18 protein-coding genes are annotated in these 18512 nt (G+C 43.9%); 7 read left to right on the top strand and 11 right to left on the bottom strand.

Features of this window, described 5'->3' with window-relative positions:
- Positions 1 to 607 precede the first annotated feature (607 nt).
- Both L5L94_RS10250 and L5L94_RS10255 read left to right on the top strand, forming a co-directional pair.
- On the top strand, positions 608 to 781 hold the full coding sequence (locus L5L94_RS10250; protein ID WP_006082106.1) for a hypothetical protein: 174 nt from the start codon (positions 608 to 610) through the stop codon (positions 779 to 781).
- Between the two features lie 300 nt (positions 782 to 1081).
- On the top strand, positions 1082 to 1342 hold the full coding sequence (locus tag L5L94_RS10255; RefSeq protein ID WP_263142482.1) for a hypothetical protein: 261 nt from the start codon (positions 1082 to 1084) through the stop codon (positions 1340 to 1342).
- Positions 1343 to 1499: 157 nt separating this feature from the next.
- Here the strand turns inward: L5L94_RS10255 and L5L94_RS10260 are convergent, their stop codons facing one another.
- From L5L94_RS10260 to L5L94_RS10275, 4 genes are all read right to left on the bottom strand, one after another.
- Positions 1500 to 2972, bottom strand: coding sequence for a nicotinate phosphoribosyltransferase (locus tag L5L94_RS10260; RefSeq protein ID WP_263163018.1), 1473 nt, complete (start codon positions 2970 to 2972; stop codon positions 1500 to 1502).
- A gap of 10 nt (positions 2973 to 2982) precedes the next feature.
- Positions 2983 to 3888 (bottom strand): ribose-phosphate diphosphokinase, encoded by a 906-nt coding sequence (gene prs, locus L5L94_RS10265; RefSeq protein ID WP_263148923.1) that lies wholly within the window; start codon positions 3886 to 3888, stop codon positions 2983 to 2985.
- 357 nt (positions 3889 to 4245) lie between these two features.
- Positions 4246 to 4959 carry an NUDIX hydrolase gene (locus L5L94_RS10270; protein ID WP_263163020.1) on the bottom strand — a complete coding sequence of 238 codons (714 nt, stop codon included), beginning with the start codon at positions 4957 to 4959 and terminating at the stop codon, positions 4246 to 4248.
- Positions 4960 to 5040: 81 nt separating this feature from the next.
- Positions 5041 to 6069 (bottom strand): 1-aminocyclopropane-1-carboxylate deaminase/D-cysteine desulfhydrase, encoded by a 1029-nt coding sequence (locus tag L5L94_RS10275; protein WP_263163021.1) that lies wholly within the window; start codon positions 6067 to 6069, stop codon positions 5041 to 5043.
- 267 nt (positions 6070 to 6336) lie between these two features.
- Between L5L94_RS10275 and L5L94_RS10280 the strand changes: the two genes are divergently transcribed.
- Positions 6337 to 6744 carry a YccF domain-containing protein gene (locus L5L94_RS10280; protein WP_263163022.1) on the top strand — a complete coding sequence of 136 codons (408 nt, stop codon included), beginning with the start codon at positions 6337 to 6339 and terminating at the stop codon, positions 6742 to 6744.
- A 35-nt stretch (positions 6745 to 6779) separates the two neighbouring features.
- Here the strand turns inward: L5L94_RS10280 and L5L94_RS10285 are convergent, their stop codons facing one another.
- The 5 genes from L5L94_RS10285 to L5L94_RS10305 all read right to left on the bottom strand — a co-directional run bounded on the left by L5L94_RS10285 (position 6780) and on the right by L5L94_RS10305 (position 12196).
- On the bottom strand, positions 6780 to 7670 hold the full coding sequence (locus L5L94_RS10285) for an alpha/beta fold hydrolase (RefSeq protein WP_263163023.1): 891 nt from the start codon (positions 7668 to 7670) through the stop codon (positions 6780 to 6782).
- A complete protein-coding gene (locus L5L94_RS10290; protein WP_263163024.1) occupies positions 7667 to 8707 on the bottom strand; it encodes a M14 family metallopeptidase in 1041 nt (346 codons plus the stop codon). The genes L5L94_RS10285 and L5L94_RS10290 overlap by 4 nt, the downstream gene beginning before the upstream one ends.
- Positions 8708 to 8872: 165 nt before the next feature.
- Positions 8873 to 9619 (bottom strand): substrate-binding periplasmic protein, encoded by a 747-nt coding sequence (locus L5L94_RS10295; RefSeq protein WP_028759599.1) that lies wholly within the window; start codon positions 9617 to 9619, stop codon positions 8873 to 8875.
- A gap of 344 nt (positions 9620 to 9963) precedes the next feature.
- On the bottom strand, positions 9964 to 11676 hold the full coding sequence (locus tag L5L94_RS10300) for an AMP-binding protein (protein WP_263163026.1): 1713 nt from the start codon (positions 11674 to 11676) through the stop codon (positions 9964 to 9966).
- Between the two features lie 139 nt (positions 11677 to 11815).
- On the bottom strand, positions 11816 to 12196 hold the full coding sequence (locus L5L94_RS10305) for a DUF6508 domain-containing protein (protein WP_168827411.1): 381 nt from the start codon (positions 12194 to 12196) through the stop codon (positions 11816 to 11818).
- A gap of 277 nt (positions 12197 to 12473) precedes the next feature.
- Here L5L94_RS10305 and L5L94_RS10310 point away from each other — a divergent pair, with 277 nt between their 5' ends.
- From L5L94_RS10310 to L5L94_RS10320, 3 genes are all read left to right on the top strand, one after another.
- Positions 12474 to 12935, top strand: a complete 462-nt coding sequence (locus L5L94_RS10310; RefSeq protein ID WP_263163027.1) for an EVE domain-containing protein — start codon at positions 12474 to 12476, stop codon at positions 12933 to 12935.
- 109 nt (positions 12936 to 13044) lie between these two features.
- Positions 13045 to 13383, top strand: coding sequence for a hypothetical protein (locus L5L94_RS10315; RefSeq protein WP_219235284.1), 339 nt, complete (start codon positions 13045 to 13047; stop codon positions 13381 to 13383).
- Between the two features lie 369 nt (positions 13384 to 13752).
- Positions 13753 to 15021, top strand: a complete 1269-nt coding sequence (locus L5L94_RS10320) for a lipopolysaccharide biosynthesis protein (protein WP_263163028.1) — start codon at positions 13753 to 13755, stop codon at positions 15019 to 15021.
- Between the two features lie 112 nt (positions 15022 to 15133).
- Here L5L94_RS10320 and L5L94_RS10325 read toward each other — a convergent pair whose 3' ends face one another.
- Positions 15134 to 15928, bottom strand: coding sequence for a TIGR00266 family protein (locus tag L5L94_RS10325; RefSeq protein ID WP_113940919.1), 795 nt, complete (start codon positions 15926 to 15928; stop codon positions 15134 to 15136).
- Between the two features lie 256 nt (positions 15929 to 16184).
- Positions 16185 to 17099, bottom strand: coding sequence for a LysR family transcriptional regulator (locus tag L5L94_RS10330; RefSeq protein ID WP_028759592.1), 915 nt, complete (start codon positions 17097 to 17099; stop codon positions 16185 to 16187).
- Positions 17100 to 17306: 207 nt separating this feature from the next.
- Here L5L94_RS10330 and L5L94_RS10335 point away from each other — a divergent pair, with 207 nt between their 5' ends.
- The gene (locus tag L5L94_RS10335) at positions 17307 to 18467 is read left to right on the top strand and encodes a homogentisate 1,2-dioxygenase (protein ID WP_263163029.1); all 1161 of its coding nucleotides are present in this window, start codon (positions 17307 to 17309) and stop codon (positions 18465 to 18467) included.
- The last annotated feature ends 45 nt before the right edge of the window (positions 18468 to 18512 follow it).

Consider the following 18512-nt stretch of genomic DNA (forward strand, 5'->3'; position numbering starts at 1 on the left):
GATTTTTTATAACATTTACCTATAAAACGGCAATATTAACCTTAGTCAATTACCACAAAAATAAAAAACAACCCATAAACAGACCTAACTATACCTCTTTAAATCAAGTAAATAGCCACGAAAAATACACTTTAATTCAACATTAGCAAATAAATAATGACATCGAATAAAAATTAAACTTGCATAAGCCATTTTTATTGATATACTGCACGTCGTTTTGAGATACACCTTGTTGTTTACCTTTTTAACCCAGCCTGATATTTAGCAATCAGAGTTCGGTCCTCATAAAGAAAGCCTACTACAAGCAAAACCCCATAAGCTCAATCATTCGATATCACTAAAATCATGTGGTTATGTCTGTGAACTTACCGTTCTCCTTGTTGTCATAGTATTGTCATTAAGCTATGGTCAACTGGTTGAATCGAGTTATTCCATTGACGTAATCGACAACATGAAATATTTATCGATTAAGCATCTCTTGATTAATGAATCAAAGATGGGGTAACCTCGATACTCAATAGAACGAATCTTTCGCACAATTGCTAAGGATATTTTATAGTTACAACTATCTCACCTATGGGTGAATTAACAAAAAGGAGTGTGGCATATGTCATACAAAATTAATGGACATGAAATTACAGTGAACTTCCCTGTAGATTCAATCTCAGTAAATAAAACCTCAATTGCTTTTACCGATCGTCAAGGTAAAAACAGACAGACTTTTTCTAAACGTACAGAAGCCATCAGCTTTATGAAATGGTTATTGTCCGCGAACAAATAAGTCAAAAAGTAAGTAAAACGATAAGTTAAAAATTAATACCGCAGTACCCGTTTACTCAAGTGTATTTAATCGGTTTCCATTATCTTCGCAGTACCGAGCACTTAAGTAGACTGATAGCCGAATGTCACGAACACGCTATCCTTTTTTACGTCATTATGACGAGCACATTTGGTTCAGGCTGTATCTCTCTCACACAGATACCTGCCGAACCAAATGAGTCAAATCCAGCGTTAGATCACCTCTTTCCATTGCAGCATCCGCTAATATTCATACACATGAATACTGTTCAGCACATCATCTATGCCAAAACCCAATACTCAAATTGCCATGCAAACCTTGATAAACCAGATCAAAGAGACTATTCCATTCAATTTAGAAGAAGCACAACTGTGCCAGGGACAATGTTTAGGTTGTTCGAAGAAAATGCTGGAAATGTTAGATGCCGAAATCAGTTATTGGCAATTTAGTGAGGTGGCGCCTAGCCTAAAAGATTTAAAAAACCTCGAAAACATTGGCCGTCGTACCTATAAAATTCTTAAACGGAACCAGTTACTGTCTTAATCGCTTGTATTTGCATTTGACTATTTATGGGGCGCTTTACTTACACGACGTAAAATAAATTCAAAACTTAACTGACAATATGACCCTAATAGAAATCACATTGCCAGTTTTATCTTCGCTATTGTCGATAGCCGTTAAAAATCACAAATCGATAAGCTCAACTTCTAGACTCTGCCAACCTTGCGCGAATATCTGCCAAAGAATATTCCGTTAATAGTTCACCATCGGCAAATACGGGAACAAACTCGCAATTGTTGACATCTTGCCAGCTGGCTTGATCTTTAAGATAAAATTGACCCTGCTCATCTTTAAATACCGCTACTAAACCCTTAGCGGATTTTTTAGTGCCATCATCTGTTTTAGGATCTTTAAATATTTCTCTATCTTTACCATCAACTTTCGCAAAGGTCGCTTTCACGGCATAACCGTCAGTATCTCGGGTCACGTGTTGATAGGTAAAACTGCCAATCCCAAACACAATATTGGTTGACGCAAAACCTTTGGCCTTTAAACCAGCACAAATGGCTTCAGCACGTTCTATGGTGATTGAATCGCCATAGATCAGTCCAACATGGCTATTCAGCGCTTTGTAACCTTTGGCAGTTGTGCTACCCCCAAAGACGTCCCACAGACACTCAATAGCGCCTTTATATTCAGGACTCCCGATTGGTGCTTGTGGATCGCCACAAATGATCTTCACAGGGCAACCGGTATCAGGCCTAAACACCACTTTGCCATCGCGGGCAAGAATGCGGTCTTTTAACGCTAAGGTGAATTCTGTCATCACCTGCCAAAAATCCCAAGAATCTGAAACAATGCTGACAATGCCCGTAGGATAAATATCTTCAATCAGACGGCGGAACGTCTCTAATTCATTCTCCATGCCACCTGCACACATCACACTGTGCTCCGTTGCGGCCACACTGCCGCCAACGAGTTCATTATCACTATCGGCACGGTAATATTGCTCAAGAAAATCAATCGCGGGAATGGTATCTGTACCCATAAAACTGAGTAAATGGGCGGCGCCGCTCATTACCGCAGCCTCTGCACCATACATGCCGCGGAAACTAAAATCATGGCCCTGCCAATCAACAAATGCGATGTCACCATCGGTTTCTAGCGCGTAAGTCTCAAATATTTTGCGGTATTGCAGCGCGGTAGTAGCACTGGTACACATACCCCACACATTAGCGGAAAGGATGGTTTCGAGATAATTGGTCAACCAAAAGAACCGCTCATCGGTATTGTACAAAATCAAGCAAGGCACTTTTAATGGATACACTGAGCCTTCAGGTAATGCCATAATTTTAATTGGTAAATAACCTAAATCATGCAACTCCTCAATATGCTGAGTGCCAACATTATTCGGCCCGAGATAGTTATTGATACGGCGGGAGAATTGACGAATGACCTGATCTTTAGGTTGTTGAAAGAAATCACGGTTCCAACTGTCGATCAAGAAATGCTTGATAAAATACTGCAAGCCAAAAAACACCATTTGGTCTGTATAACCACGACGGGATTTACGGGCGGTCAAGTTACTAAAAATCACTTGAGTATTATCGGGATATTGACGACGGTGGTCGACTTTATAGCCATCAATGGCGGTAACGGGATTCAAGTACATAATATTTTCCTTAATGATTCATATAACTCAAAACAGCATGGCAATCACAGAACTCGCTCGAAATATGTGCAGGGACACCTAAACTATCGGTACAAAATAATCTGTCGATGCCCACCTCGCGCAGAGCCGATTCGCTGGCCTTATCTTCATAATGTGACACGATCAAAATGACGCTTTGGGCCCCCTTTTGCTTTAACTTGATGGCAAGTTCGATAAAAGTTCTACCACCAGCACAAATGTCATCGACGATTAAGCAGGTTTTACCCGATAAATCATCACAGAACACTTCGGTAGCGATAATATGACCATTGACCACATCGCGATGTTTATCGGCCCTGATCACCGGCATTCCCTGTAACGCTTTAGCTAAGCCGAATACTTTTTTATTCGCCCCCGCATCGGGCGAGACTAACACTAGCTCACCCGATAATTGGGCAGTGATAGCGGCGACAAAGCTGTGATTGTCTATAACCTGAACTCGGTCTAACAATGCGGCGGTGACATCGCTGTGAGGGTCAAATACAGTGACCGAAGCATATTGCTGCTGATTAATTAGGCTAGCATAGACTTTTACCGACAAGGCCTCACCGGCATTACACACCCTATCTTGGCGAGCGCCCGGCATATAAGGCAGTAACAGCTCAATTTGCTCTGCACCACTACGACGCAATGCATCAGTTAACAACAAGAGCTGCATGATGGAATGATCGCCACGATAACCGAAGAAAACTGTGACGCGTTTCGCTGGAGGAACCAGTAGTTGAACATGGTTTTCCCCCGCACCAAATTGAAATAAACGGTAGTGAGTCTCATCGCTAGCTGCGGGTAACCGATAAAAATCGGCTTGCGAACGTTGAGCGTGAGAAGCATCTTGAGACGTTTGAATACGTTGAGACGCTTGAATACGTTGAGACATAGTAACCTCCTGTCTGTGGCAAGATTGCCGAAATTGACGGCGCCCTTGTTGTCTACATGAACAATAGTGTCTTAAAGACATTATTGTGTAAAGTTGATTTTTAGACTATTTCAAACGGAGCAACCTGAAATGTTATGCTTAAATGGCATATAGTGTCTTTTAGACACTATTAGTGGGAAAGACAACTAAGAAGCTACAATATGGGTATCAAGTGATACAAGAACCGGAGACATTAAGGCAAAATCAGTAATTAAACAGCCTTTACTGATTCAAAGTCACCATGAATAAGGCATAAGCAGTCGCCGTTACTCATATTGAGCAAGGCGAATATCTTGCTTAAATCCATATTCACTGTGATCAACATTCTAAATTTCTTAAGAAGCGATACGATGCGGTATTGGGTTTCAAGCGGTATAAATTAGCAGGACGACCACGTTCGGTGCGCTTTAATCCCGTATCGATCAATAAATCAGCCTGTTCAACCCGCCGACGAAAAGATTTACCTTGGATAGGCTTGCCCAGTAAAACCTCATGTACATGCTGCAATTCTGGCAAGGTAAAAGGTTCAGACAGTGCAAATCCTGGCACTAAAGAATATAAGGCTTTTTGTGTTAAGCGTTCCCGCGCTTGCTCGATTAACTGCAAATGATCAAACGCCAAGGGCATCTGCAACACATCCGCTAATGGCCACCACTTAACATCACTCACTGAATCAATCTGAATTTGGCAAGCTTGATAACTCATCAAGGCGGTATAACACACAGTCACCGACCAGCCTCTGACATCGCGACGACTATTACCCACAGTGCAAAGCTGCTCAATATAAGGTGGCACTACCGCGGTTTTCTCATGCAGTTTACGTAATACAGTTTGCTCAAGGGATTGATCGCAATTTTCATCGATAAACCCTCCAGGTAATCCCCATAAACCTAAAAATGGATGATTTGAGCGTTGTACTAAGAGTACTTTAAGTTGCTGATCGTGATAGGTAAACAATACGGCATCTACTGTCAGTAGCTGAGCCTTAAAAACCTTAGGATCGTAATTGGCGAGATATTCCGCTTCAGTCATTGATATTCCCCATCGTTCCAAATCATCAGCTTAACTTAGCATTACACAGCTTCAAACATATTATGTCTTAGCGTCACTAAGTCAATGATCAGAGGCACAGGATGAGCCACTTTGCCCAAATTTACGCTGATAACGTGGCAACATGGTCTCGTTTCCGAGTAAGCCACCTTGGTGGATATACATCACAGGACGAGAGCCACCGCCTTGTAAATATTCCTCAAGCACAATAAAACCTAAGGGATCGTAGAGTAATTCAAACTGCACACCTGAGGCGCAGACCCGCTGCCACATGGCATAAAATTCGGGATAAAGTTTACCAAAATGATATTTCTTGCCGACATTAACAATATGTGGATGCTCACTGGTATTGGAATTAAGTAAGGAAAATTGCAAGCGCAAATAATCATCGCCACCGACAACGGCACAAGTCACGACGCGAATATCAGTTTGCTGACGGATAAAATACTGATTTAAAAATAATGCTGTCGTTCCCGTCCCCGAAGGTAAAAACACCGTTAAATCAACCAATCCATTCGCATTCGCAAACAGTACTATCTCTTGCGCCAATCTATTAACCCCGTATTCGGCGTAAGCACAGCGACCACCCTCTGGGATAAAAAGCGCCGTCGGCTCATTCACGAGTACTTGAGCCTCGATATAATCTGGGCAACTCAGTCGCACATCGCCCACTTGCGCAGTAGGGTCAGGCCTAGCATTAAGATTTGACAAAACGTGAGGCTCAGATTGCGACTGAGTGCACGCCTGCTTTTGTGCTATTAACACACTTAAATCGATAATATTAGCACCATTCACTAAAGCGGCAGCGTAATTGCCCGTAGGATGTTTAACCACTTGACTGGCAATATGATCTACATAAAAATCACATTGCCAGCCTTTCATCTTCGCTAATGTTGACAATGAATACAGTGAGTTAGCCAATGGCGAGCCGTGACCTATCACCTTGCTGATGCCTGCAAATTCATGATCTAAAAAATAGCCGAATTTGCGAGCTTTATTGCCACTAAACGCCGGATGCAGTAAATCATCACGTTTTAGGAATATGTCTCTGCCAGCAAAGGCAAATGTATCGACAGGGGAATTTGCAAACATCAAGCTACTCAAACGATTAAATTCTCTGGTTTTTAAACCAGTTAAGGGAAGGCTAGTGTAACTCCGCCCTTCCTGTTACGCCCTTAAGAAATTATCAATTTGGCGAAAAACTAGTGAAAATGACACATGAATCTCGAATACATATAATTAACCAATTGATTATGAACAATTTAAATAGTTGGCATAGTTATCGCTTAGACATTGACATATATTCAATTTATCGAAGCTAACGATAAAGGCTAACAGGGTAAACATAAGGAGCTTTCAATGGCTGTATTACGCTTAATATTCAACATAGCTTGGTTTGTACTCGGCGGATTTGTGATGGGACTCGCTTGGTGGCTCGCAGGTATCCTGTGTTTTATCAGTATCATTGGTATTCCCTTCGGCCGCGCCTGTTTTGTTATCGGCGAAATGACCTTTTGGCCCTTCGGCCAAGAACAAATGAACCGTCGCCACTTAACTGGACGTGAAGACTTGGGCACAGGTGCATTAGGCATGGTAGGAAATATCATTTGGTTCTTACTGTTTGGGATCTGGTTAGCCATAGGGCATTTGGTCCACGCCTTAGCTTGTTTTGTGACGATTATCGGTATTCCCTTTGGGATACAACATCTTAAGTTAGCTTTAATCAGCCTCACACCGATAGGCCAAACCGTAGTGGCTAAAGCTTAATAAGACAATGTGTTAACTGCGCTATTCACTCTCGATTATTTGGTTTCAAGAGTGGATAGCGCTTTGTCATCCCATACAGCAAATATCGCTTCGTTTAAGGCTATTTCTTCCTCCAATAAATCGTTGCAATCATATTGAGTATTGGCAGGCTCACTATCCACAGAAAACTGCACTTGCGGCTTAGTCGCCCCCACAATTTCCAACAGATAATGCGCCAGTTTTGCGGGTGTATCTATAGCGGCATCGTGACCACAATACGCGAGTACAATCAAATCGGTGTAAAAATGCCGTGCTAACGCCTTACTCGATGCCATACTCACCAGCGCATCACGGTCACCGCAGAGCACAGTTATCGGTACTTCCACTGTCAATGGACATTGGTATTGAAAAGCCGCCCAAAGTTGTCGCCATACATTACGTCTACTTGGTGTGGTATCGCGGCGAAACTCACTCCACTTGACAATTAACTCTCGGTCTCGCCGATGACGAAAACTGGTTAAACGCACTATAGTCGACTCGATTGGATGTAAAGCGTTACCCCGAGCACGCATGAAAAAAGCCTTCAATGCATTCAGCGGATTAAATCTTTGATACCAATACGATAAATTCGCCGCACTGCTGTTTAATACAAAGGCATGCCTTATCTGCCAAGGTCGCTGGCATGCCATTTCCAGCGCCAACATACCGCCCATAGACAAGCCGAGGAGATAAATAGTCTCCCCTTCCTGTGCCTGCTCATCCAATTGCTGCCACACGGCATGGGCATAATCGGCAATCTTAAGCGGACTTAATTCGTGGGATAGCGTCCCATTGCCCGGAAGATCCGGTGTCAGCACTCGCAATCCCTTTTGTCGCAGACGCTGATCGAAACCATTCCAATGGCGCTGATCACGCATTAATCCCCTTAATAACACCCAAGTTGTCATGACTGAGACTCCCGATACCAATAATGCCGTGCGCACTCTGTCAGCTCAGTCAAACGTTCAGGTGTTAACTGCTCTAACGATTGGGCATAGGCCGCTTCCATCATAAATTGCATGAGTACTGTATGCCTGCGTAAAATCCTGTGGTGACGATGTGTTTTTTGTGGATTAAAAAAGCCAGCAAAATTAAATATTTGTCTAGGATTCTTCTTTATCCATGCCCAAGATCCCATCTCTAATGTCAAAGGTAAAAATGGCACCTGAGCAGAAGGATCAGCCACTTGGTGCTGGCGATAGAGATAATCCCAAATATCACCATGAGTGCGATAAAACTGGCTCTGCGGCGCCAACCGATAATGGCCGTGATGGGGATAACTCTGTTCAAATAATTGTTTTAGATGAAAAATATAATTGGCATTTTCGAAGGCGGTACTGGTATGGGCGTAGGGGAACCAGATATGATCACTCAAGCCAAATCCCGAGTGGGCATCGAGCGAAATCAAACTTGTGCTGCGACTCAACAGTTGTTGTACATAGGCCACTAAGCCCGCAGTTTCCAGCTCCATTCCCCCAATACCGCGATACCAGGGCAGCCGTGACGATATACGCTGTCCTCCCACCATAAAGGACACTTTTTCACGGGATTCTATCGGAGCGTTACGCATCAAATCCACTTGATTACCATTGCCCCGCGTTCCCATGAATAACCCAACAGGATTCACTACAGGTACAAAAGCTAACCGCAGGCCCGTTAGCATCTGTTGTAGGTGTTTATCCCAAACAAGCCGCTGCAATAAACTGTTTAACAATGCCAAAATAACTTGAGATCCAATACGTTCAACCCCATGCACGCCACCCACAAAGAGTACTGTCGGACAAGGCGTATCTGTACCACCTAACTCAACACTGTAAAGGGGGAAATGCTCTTGGCGGAATGGAATGTCGGCAAGGATCTGATAATCCAACTTAAGATGATGAGTATCAATGAGTTGCTGCAGCGTATCTAACTCAAATGGAAGCTCAAAAGGAAGTTTCTTCATGTCACCTTAATCAATAAAATGAGAGAACAACTCATGCCGTTAAAGTGATACTAATAGTGAACAAAGACAAAATGATGACAAACTGCATATCAGAAGTGACTTTACGGGGAAATAAGCGGAAAAATAGCGAGTAAAACAAAGAATAAACTATCCTAAAACCCTACATTAATCTTCACGATAAAGTAGCTCTCCAATGATGGTTTCTACGTCAACCTGCGCTAAACCTTGGTCAACAATATCTCGCCAACGCCGTCCCTCTTCTGTATTACGAAACGCGATATAGAGCTGCTTATTCGCCAAAATTTGCCGATTGATTTGCAACTTTGTCGCCAGCGGCTGTAAGGGCTTTTGCTTGAGTAAATAGTGCAAAACGTTGACATCAATCACCGCGGCATCAATCCGACCCGCGGCAACTTTTTTGACATTATGCTCATCCGAAGTCACAGCTTCAGTCCGCTGAACACCGGAAACGATCATGCGATCTAAGGCCTGAGTATTCACATAATCTTTCACCACACCTAAGGTATAGCGATTAAGATCTTCAATATAATTCCAACTTACTGGATGGGACTTTTGCTCCACCAGCCCCAATGGACTTTCGCCAATCGGTTTTGAAAAGATAAACTTTTCAGTTTCTACATAGTATTCAGGAAAATAACCTATGTAGTCAGAGTTCGGCATAGTCGTAAGTTTGACAGCGCGGCTCCACGGATAGAAATCCACGTCTAATTGATGTCCCATAACGTTCAGCGCCGCCCGTACCACGGCAATACTGGCACCCTGCTCCGTTAATTGCTCTCCTGAATAAGGCGGCCAAAGTAAAGAAGTGAGCATTAAGGTGTCCGCTTTAGCTTCGCTTAATCCCATAAAGGAAAGACAATACACAAGGAGCATTGAACGCCATCGAACCATTTAGTACTCCTTTGCCTGCATGGATTTACGACTACATCATCGACAACTTAACGCTTTCGTTTTTATCTGCCGAGATTTTATGACTGGTTAGATTTTATGACTAGTTTTAGTATAGCTATCAAGCCACAGCGGGGAAGTGAAGTTTTATTACAATTAGAATAATGATATTAGCAGCGAAAGCTAACTCAAAGTGCAGCTTGGCTTGATGGTATGACTCGCCGACTTTTTCATTAGCCAATTAGCTTGTTCGTTTATCTGCTAACCGAAATAGCTAGATAGAATAAAATTCAAGCCGCATTGCGCGGCTTGAAAGTCAAAAAAGCGCACTCGCAAAATCACATCACTTAAGCATTAATATCTTCATATAACTCTTGATACATCAGCTCGCGCATTTTGAATTTCTGAATTTTTCCCGTCACTGTCATTGGATACTGATCCACAAACTTGATGTAGCGCGGCACTTTAAAGTAGGCGAACTTCTCGGTGAGAAAATGACGAATATCTGCCTCTGTAATCGCGCCTCCTGAGCGGACTTTGATCCAAGCACACACTTCCTCGCCGTATTTATCGCTTTGAACGCCAAAGACAGCCGCATCCTGCACATCTTTATGGGTGTAAAGTTTCTCTTCAATCTCACGGGGATAGATATTCTCGCCACCACGAATGATCATATCTTTAATGCGACCCACAATTTGCACATAACCTTGCTCATCCATTTGGCCGATATCGCCCGAATGTAGCCAACCCGCACTGTCTATGGTCGCCGCCGTTTTTTCGGGATCGTTCCAATAGCACTGCATTATGCAATATCCCCGACTACAGACTTCACCGGGTTGATTAATTGGTAACACTTCACCAAATTCATCGACTATTTTCACTTCGGTATGAGGTAAAGCCCGGCCGACGGTAAGCACCCGTTTCTCAACCGGCGAATCGATTTCGGTAATATGATTGAGCGGACTGCACTCAGTCTGACCATAACCAATTAGTACTTCCTTCATATACATGAGATTTTGTACTCGGCGCATCACTTCTTCTGGGCAAGTAGCCCCCGCCATCACGCCGGTTCGTAAAGAACTCAAATCAAAACGCGTAAATTCAGGATGCTCAAGCTCGGCAATAAACATGGTCGGTACGCCATGTAAAGCGGTGCACCGCTCTTGTTCAACTACTTGCAATGTCGTCAAGGGATCGAAGGATTCGCCGGGGAACACAGCCGCGGCGCCTTTGGCTAAGCAAACTAAACTGCCGAGCACCATGCCAAAGCAATGATATAAGGGCACAGGAATACAGAGTTTATCGTGACAGGTAAACTTCATCGCCTCTGCGACTAAATAACCATTATTCAAAATGTTATGGTGGGATAAGGTCGCACCTTTTGGGCTACCCGTCGTGCCAGAGGTAAACTGGATATTAATCGCATCATACGGGCTTAATGCATTGCCGATACTCTCGAGTGCCGCCTTGTCATCGGCGGTCACATCGACGAGCAGGTCATCAAAATTCAACATGCCGACGGATTTTTCAGCGCCCATACGGATCACAAACTCGAGCTCAGGAACGGCCTTCGCCTGTAGTTGACCCGCAGGGCAAGAAGTTAGCTCAGGCGCTAATTCGTATAACATTTCGAGGTAATTACTGGATTTAAACTTGTCGGCACAAATTACCGCGCGGCACCCCACGTTACTCAGCGCATATTGCAACTCTTCAGGACGATACGCAGGATTAATACACACCATGATGGCGCCAATTTTAGCGGTCGCATATTGAGTTAAACACCACTCGATATTGTTAGGCGACCAAATCCCTACCCTATCACCAGACTTAATGCCGAGTTTTAATAGTCCTGTGGCGAGCGCATCGATTTGGGCAAGATATTGGCGGTAATTCCAGCGGATATGTTGATGGTGTACGACGACAGCTAATTGGTCGGGATACGTTGCCGCAATCTCATCAAGATATTGACCTATGGTCTTCTCAACGAGTTTCGGTGATGACTCGCCTCTAAACTCGCTAACGTTGAGCGGGCTTATAACTTGGCTTGTAGGAACTGACATTAAGGCCTCCGTGCATTTATTATTATGGTTAGCGAGGTCCAAACTAACCAATCCACGGATCATGTCACAAGTAAAAAAGCACTTTATTAGACTAAAGAGTAAGACAAACTATTAGATAACAATCCATTAAAGCCCAGTGCTAACGGCTGATAAACTCAAAATGAGCACTCGACTTAGGCACATTTAAGCTTTGTAACCGCTCAACAATGGCCAGTAACACCCCTTGGCGACGCATATTTTCTAACACGCCGGGGCTAAAAACCTCGAGTCGCGTCATGGCGGTTAGCAGCAACTTACATTGTGCGATGCTCGCATCACGAATATAGGCAGGTTTATCGACTAAGTAACTGTTGTTATACCAATAGTCCCAAGTGAAATTAGCCAATAACCAACCTTGCGTTGTCAGGTCATTAATAAATTCCAGCATTCGCTCATGACTTAAGATCACATCACCCGCCGTAAAATCCTTAAGATATTTAGTGTATAAGCCACAATCGGATGTCATTGTTGAAGTCCCCATAACACACCTCACAGGTTTTGGTTGCCTCTGCTGCCACAACTTGTACGACACCAGTCACAAACCGAGATCGAATTTGACGCTTTGCCTTAGAAACGAAAATTTGCATAAGGCATACCAAATAAGATTGCTGTCAACAGGCTAAGCCACGTTATCTGAACGGAAACTTAATCAAACTCACAATATCTGATATGGGTGACGAACTGGGGTATTCGACAAAATTCAGATAAACTCAGCGGTATTGAAGCGCTTAACGGCAACTATGAGTAAAGGAAACAAGATGAACTACTGGCTTATGAAATCGGAACCCGACGAATTTAGCATAGATGATCTTAAGGCTTGCCCTAACCAAACTGAAGCTTGGCATGGGATCCGTAATTATCAGGCGCGTAACTTTATGCGCGATGAGATGCAGATTGGCGACAAGGTATTTTTTTACCATTCAAGCTGCAAAGTGCCCGGTATTGTCGGTATCGCTGAAGTTGTGACCAATGCGTATCCCGACAGCACGGCCTTCGATCCAGAATCGAAGTATTTTGACCCTAAGTCAGATCCAACCAAACCAAGATGGCTACGAGTAGATATCCGCTTTGTCAAAAAATTTAACGAGATTATTCCCTTAAGTTTGATAAAAAGTTTACCCCAACTGGCGGACATGTATTTAGTCTCTAAGAGGTCAAGACTCAGTATCCAACCTGTGACCGCCGAACAATGGCAAGCCGTACTCATGTTAACCCGCTAGAAAGCAATCTTGAACCAGAACGTTCAGCTATAGTTCATTTAGCATCGCCTATTGTTGGCCACATCAAGCATTGGACACAACATCAACTCAATGCCCCTTAGGAGTACAGATGAATAAATTAACCTCAGTGGTAATCACAGGACTTGTCCTCAGCTTAACGATGTCCATCTCAACCTTTGCTAAAGATGACCATGAGCACCACAAAAAGGATAAAAGTCTACCGCCGGGACTACAGAAAAAAGTTGACCAAGGTCAGTCACTGCCACCCGGTTGGCAGAAAAAACTCCAGCGTGGTGATGTGCTTGAGCATGATATTTATGATCGCGGCCGCATCGTAGTCCCCTTAGACAGAGATGGCATCATTAGCATTCAAGTCGAAGGTGCACTAATCAAACTCGATAATAACAGCCGTAAAATCCTCGATATCGTCAATATCATTACCGATTAACTTCCCATGGAAAAATGGCATTTATAACTGACACTTTTACAACTACGCCCAGCGCTTATCTGGGCGTAGTTGTACTTCCTAATACTGCTTTGATCTATCAAAAAACGTTGTTTGTAAGACAATTTATCACCCCAGTCCTCACTCAATAACGTTCTAACTTACAATAAAGCAACATATTGATATTTATCATATCTTTACTATCTGGCTATTGGTCGTAAATTGGCTAAATGCTAGACTCATGCAGGGTGAAAAGAGATCGAACAGAACAAGATAAGTGTCACCTAAAAATACTCATGCGGCTAAGGCAAAATCTTAATTGAATTCATAGCATCCCGATAATGACCGTAGACTAACGCTGGATTTTTGATAATGGAAAACACCTCACTTCAACGGGTTAAGCAGGCAATTATTGCGGGGTTCTGGGCATCACTCGCCAGTATTTCTGTGGGGTTTCTATTTAAACTCTGGCTAGCACAATGGGTTGCCAAAGCCGATCTAGCGCTCTATCACACAGTGATCGACATTATCTCACTGTCGCTAATCCTAATGACGGGATTTCGCTCCTCTATGGTGGTGACCTACTCCCAGACCAAGCAAGATGTGGATATCACTAATATATTCCGCTACAGCTTGATCGCTATGGTACTACTGACATGGGGCTTAGTTTTACCCTATATCAAACACAAACTTCAGCTCAATGTAGAATATTTTCAATTGGTTGGGATTATTCTGAGTATGGGGCTCAAGGTCTATTTTACCAATCAAATTGCCATGTACCGGCTATATGCCATCTCCAATCGAGTCACTTGGTTAGAGCCGCTCGCGCAAGTGACTAGCTTTTTATTATGTTTCTACGGCTTAAAACAAACCGCCATTGCATCACTCTTTTACAGCATGACACTGTCATCGCTCATCGTTGCCTTATATATGTACTTAAAACGGCGCAAAGATATTGCCACTCCACCCTTAAGTGCAGTGCATTTTGATACGGGTTTACGCAGTTTTATGAAGAAAAGCCTGACGGCGTCCATGGAAGCGGGGGCCAGTATCTTGATGATTTACATCACCGTACTGCTGACTATTGCCTATTTCAGCATAGATGAACTGGGTGATTTCCAAGTGGTGGTGCGGCCGATGATCACTTACCTCACCCTGCTTTTTGTCTTTCCCATCTACCGTTTTGTGCTGCCCGAAGTCGCAGTGTGCGTACGAGAAAAACGCTTTGACGAAGTGCAACAAATTAAGTCATGGCTGACGAAAGTTTCTTTGTGGACCAGCGGTATTTTTTTTGTCGTTATGGTCTTTGCGAGCAAGCCGTTAGTCGCTTGGTTATTCCCCGAGCAATACATTAAAGCGGCCCCAGTATTAATGCATTTCTCCATGTTTTTTATATTTATGATGCTCAATGGCTATCAGTTGGCCTATATCAAAGCCCACGGTTATTTTACCCAAAGCCTACTTATTCGCCTTGCTGGTATCGCAGTACTGGTCGGTACTTTCTACGCTTACCGCCTGTATACGGAGAATGTCGTCGCGGTGATTTTAGCCTTAGGCACGGGCTATTTGATGATGTATCTCATATCTAAACTAATTGAAAGACGCATTCAGCAAAGCCTTAACAACCAAACGCGGCCTTAGCAACAACTAAAGACGCTTAAAACGTTGAAGGAAATGACAGGCTTCAACTAAAAAGGCATCCCAGAGGATAGTCTGGAATGCCTTAAGAGAAGACAGCATGTCAGCTTATAATTTAGCGCCCATCGAGCATGCGACCAAGACCTCCGAGTACAGAGCCTTCACCGCGATCACTGCCACCCGCTGATGGGGCATGGGCGATAATGCGATCCGCCATACGTGAGAATGGCAAGCTTTGTAGCCAAACCGTCCCGTGGCCTTTGAGTGTGGCTAAAAACAAACCTTCACCGCCAAAGACCATAGACTTTAATGAGCCTGCACGCTCTATGTCGTAATCAATCCCTGAGGTAAATGCAACAAGACAACCGGTGTCAACTCTTAAGGTTTCACCTTTTAGTTCTTTTTTCACTAAGGTGCCGCCCGCATGGATAAACGCCATACCATCGCCCTGTAGGCTTTGCAGAATAAATCCTTCGCCACCAAAAAATCCCGTACCTAAGCGGCGATTAAATTTCATCGTCACGCGTGTACCTAAAGCCGCAGCCAAAAAACTGTCTTTCTGGCAGATAAGCTCACCACCATGTTCGGCCAAGTCGATCGCTAGGATAGTGCCAGGATAAGGGGCGGCAAAGGCGACTTTACGTTTTTGATTGCCTTGGTTGGTAAAGTGAGTCATAAAAATGCTCTCACCCGTCAATGCCCGTTTACCCGCGCCCACCAACTTGCCAAAAAAGCCTGACTCAGGCTCAGAGCCATCGCCCATTTTGGCCTCAAAGCTAATATCTTGCTCTAGGTAATTCATCGCGCCCGCTTCAGCGACCACGGTTTCGTTAGGATCGAGTTCCACTTCAACCAACTGCATACTGTGGCCGATAATTTCATAATCCACTTCATGACAACGTCTAGACATACTGTTCCCCTTAACTGTCAGTTCCTTGTTACTATCCTTTAGATTGACCCCGATGGACGACTCTTTACCTATCGCGGCTCAATTTCACTCTTCATCTCGACCCTAATCTAGATCTAAGCTCAGTCTGAATTTAGGCCTTATTTTAACTCTCAATCTAAACCTTCATCTGACCTAGGCATTAATCTATGACATAAAATGTCAAAATGCGATTATTTTATGCGGTAACTTGTATCAAAAGATGACAAGCGAAGACTTATCAACCCAAACCCACACCATTAAACTGCTCAGCCTTAGCAAACTCCTCTAATATCAACTCGGTAAAAAGTTGTCCTGCACGGCCTAACGGACGCTCTAAGGTCGAGACGAGCTGTGGAATAAACGTAAAACGACTGCCACCGACGAAGTCGATTTCAACTAATTCGCCCTTAGCCAACTCTTCTTGCACTAAAAAGTCCGGCAACCAGCCAAAACCTAAGCCTTTTAACAAAGCGTTCTTTTTCATGATAAAGCCAGAAAGATAAAACACTTTATCGCCGCCAAATTGCATTTCATCGCGGTAACTTTTATTGGGTGAAGAGTCTTCGATAGTTAATTCCACATGTTGCTGCAGCTCAGACAAACTAATTTCGCGAATAAAAGACAAAGGATGCGAAGCACTGGCCACCAGTACGCTAGTAATTGCAGGCAACGGCTGCGGATGGTAATAGGGGCCAGTGCGATAATCTTTCACTAACATCAAGTCAGCATTATCACGCTCGAATCTGTGTTGTACACCGCCTAAAAACTCCATATTCAGCTGAATTTTAGTGGGGATTTGATGTTCAGCCATACGCTTTAAGGCCGTCATGATAGGCTCCATCGGTAAGGCACCGTCTATCACTAGTTCTAGCTTTGGCTCCCAGCCTTCACTGAAACGACTGGCAAGATGTTCAATGTTTGCAAGGTGTTGCAGTAATCTTTGTCCCTCGGCCAAAATCACTCGGCCCTCTTGCGTCAGCTCAGCACGATATTGCTCACGGCTAAAAAGCGGCACGCCTAGGTGCTCTTCTAACTTTTTAACTTGATAACTCACCGCCGATTGCGCTTTGTGTAATCGCTCCGCCGCCTTGGCAAAACTGCCCTCTTCCACCAGCACTTGCAGCACATTAAAAGCATCAATATCGATGCGCATGGTCACTCCTTAGCTCTAATGAACATGTCACGGAAACACTACGATTCGTAAAGATTAGAATACCATCTAATTTTTAGATTGAGATAACGGATTTATTATTCTTTTTTTTGTTCATTCAAGCAACTAAATTGATAACAAGATCACATAACCATAACGACAAGCGAAGTAGAGCTAATCTCACGCCGCTGTAAAAACCAAGGATCCTCCATGCCATTTTATGTGAAACAAGGCCAGATTCCCCATAAGCGCCATATCGCATTTGAAAAGGAAAACGGCGAGCTTTACCGTGAAGAGTTGTTCTCAACCCATGGTTTTTCCAATATTTATTCCAATAAATATCACCACAACATGCCAACCAAAGCATTAGAAGTGGCGCCCTACAGCCTAGGCCATGGTGCCAATTGGGAAGATTCGCTGGTCCAAAACTATAAACTCGATTCCCGCGACGCCGACCGTGAAGGTAATTTTTTCAGCGCCCGTAACAAGATTTTTTATAACAATGACTTAGCACTGTATACCGCCAAAGTCACCGTCGATACCGACGAGTTTTACCGTAACGCCTATGCCGATGAAGTGGTTTTTGTCCACGAAGGCGAAGGCACACTCTACAGCGAGTACGGCACGATTAAGGTACAAAAGTGGGACTATCTCGTGATCCCACGCGGTACTACTTATCAACTAAAATTCAACGATTACAGTAATGTGCGACTTTTCGTCATCGAGTCATTCTCTATGGTGGAAGTGCCTAAGCATTTCCGTAATGAGTATGGTCAACTATTAGAATCAGCACCTTACTGCGAGCGCGATTTGCGCGTACCTACATTGCAAGATGCTGTGGTTGAGCGCGGCGCCTTCCCCTTAGTGTGTAAGTTTGGCGATAAGTACCAACTCACCACACTTGAATGGCATCCCTTTGATTTAGTGGGTTGGGATGGCTGCGTTTACCCTTGGGCATTCAACATTACCGAATACGCGCCAAAGGTAGGCAAAATCCATCTCCCCCCTTCTGATCACTTAGTCTTTACCGCCCATAACTTTGTGATTTGTAACTTCGTACCGCGCCCCTACGATTTCCACCCTAAATCGATTCCGGCGCCTTATTACCACAACAACATAGATAGTGACGAAGTCTTGTATTACGTCGATGGCGACTTTATGAGCCGCACGGGCATTGAAGCGGGTTACATGACCTTACATCAAAAAGGTGTAGCCCACGGACCACAACCGGGCCGCACTGAAGCCTCAATTGGCAAAAAAGAAACCTATGAATATGCAGTGATGGTGGACACGTTCGCCCCACTGAAATTAACCGAACATGTACAAAATTGCATGAGCAAAGACTACAACCGCTCTTGGCTAGAAGACTAGCCCCAAGCCACCAGCACTCCCATGCGGGGGTCATTAGAGTGACGG

This window comes from Shewanella sp. SM21, assembly GCF_025654335.1.
Classification (GTDB): domain Bacteria; phylum Pseudomonadota; class Gammaproteobacteria; order Enterobacterales; family Shewanellaceae; genus Shewanella; species Shewanella oncorhynchi.

Excerpts from the sequence above, each read along its gene's own strand:
- prs (WP_263148923.1), bottom strand. The coding sequence starts at position 3,888 with ATGTCTCAACGTATTCAAGCGTCTCAACGTATTCAAACGTCTCAAGAT.
- L5L94_RS10260 (WP_263163018.1), bottom strand. The coding sequence starts at position 2,972 with ATGTACTTGAATCCCGTTACCGCCATTGATGGCTATAAAGTCGACCAC.
- L5L94_RS10335 (WP_263163029.1), top strand. The coding sequence starts at position 17,307 with ATGCCATTTTATGTGAAACAAGGCCAGATTCCCCATAAGCGCCATATC.
- L5L94_RS10305 (WP_168827411.1), bottom strand. The coding sequence starts at position 12,196 with ATGGGGACTTCAACAATGACATCCGATTGTGGCTTATACACTAAATAT.
- L5L94_RS10310 (WP_263163027.1), top strand. The coding sequence starts at position 12,474 with ATGAACTACTGGCTTATGAAATCGGAACCCGACGAATTTAGCATAGAT.
- L5L94_RS10270 (WP_263163020.1), bottom strand. The coding sequence starts at position 4,959 with ATGACTGAAGCGGAATATCTCGCCAATTACGATCCTAAGGTTTTTAAG.
- L5L94_RS10275 (WP_263163021.1), bottom strand. The coding sequence starts at position 6,069 with ATGTTTGCAAATTCCCCTGTCGATACATTTGCCTTTGCTGGCAGAGAC.
- L5L94_RS10295 (WP_028759599.1), bottom strand. The coding sequence starts at position 9,619 with ATGGTTCGATGGCGTTCAATGCTCCTTGTGTATTGTCTTTCCTTTATG.
- L5L94_RS10315 (WP_219235284.1), top strand. The coding sequence starts at position 13,045 with ATGAATAAATTAACCTCAGTGGTAATCACAGGACTTGTCCTCAGCTTA.
- L5L94_RS10255 (WP_263142482.1), top strand. The coding sequence starts at position 1,082 with ATGCCAAAACCCAATACTCAAATTGCCATGCAAACCTTGATAAACCAG.
- L5L94_RS10300 (WP_263163026.1), bottom strand. The coding sequence starts at position 11,676 with ATGTCAGTTCCTACAAGCCAAGTTATAAGCCCGCTCAACGTTAGCGAG.
- L5L94_RS10330 (WP_028759592.1), bottom strand. The coding sequence starts at position 17,099 with ATGCGCATCGATATTGATGCTTTTAATGTGCTGCAAGTGCTGGTGGAA.
- L5L94_RS10280 (WP_263163022.1), top strand. The coding sequence starts at position 6,337 with ATGGCTGTATTACGCTTAATATTCAACATAGCTTGGTTTGTACTCGGC.
- L5L94_RS10320 (WP_263163028.1), top strand. The coding sequence starts at position 13,753 with ATGGAAAACACCTCACTTCAACGGGTTAAGCAGGCAATTATTGCGGGG.
- L5L94_RS10250 (WP_006082106.1), top strand. The coding sequence starts at position 608 with ATGTCATACAAAATTAATGGACATGAAATTACAGTGAACTTCCCTGTA.
- L5L94_RS10290 (WP_263163024.1), bottom strand. The coding sequence starts at position 8,707 with ATGAAGAAACTTCCTTTTGAGCTTCCATTTGAGTTAGATACGCTGCAG.
- L5L94_RS10285 (WP_263163023.1), bottom strand. The coding sequence starts at position 7,670 with ATGACAACTTGGGTGTTATTAAGGGGATTAATGCGTGATCAGCGCCAT.
- L5L94_RS10325 (WP_113940919.1), bottom strand. The coding sequence starts at position 15,928 with ATGTCTAGACGTTGTCATGAAGTGGATTATGAAATTATCGGCCACAGT.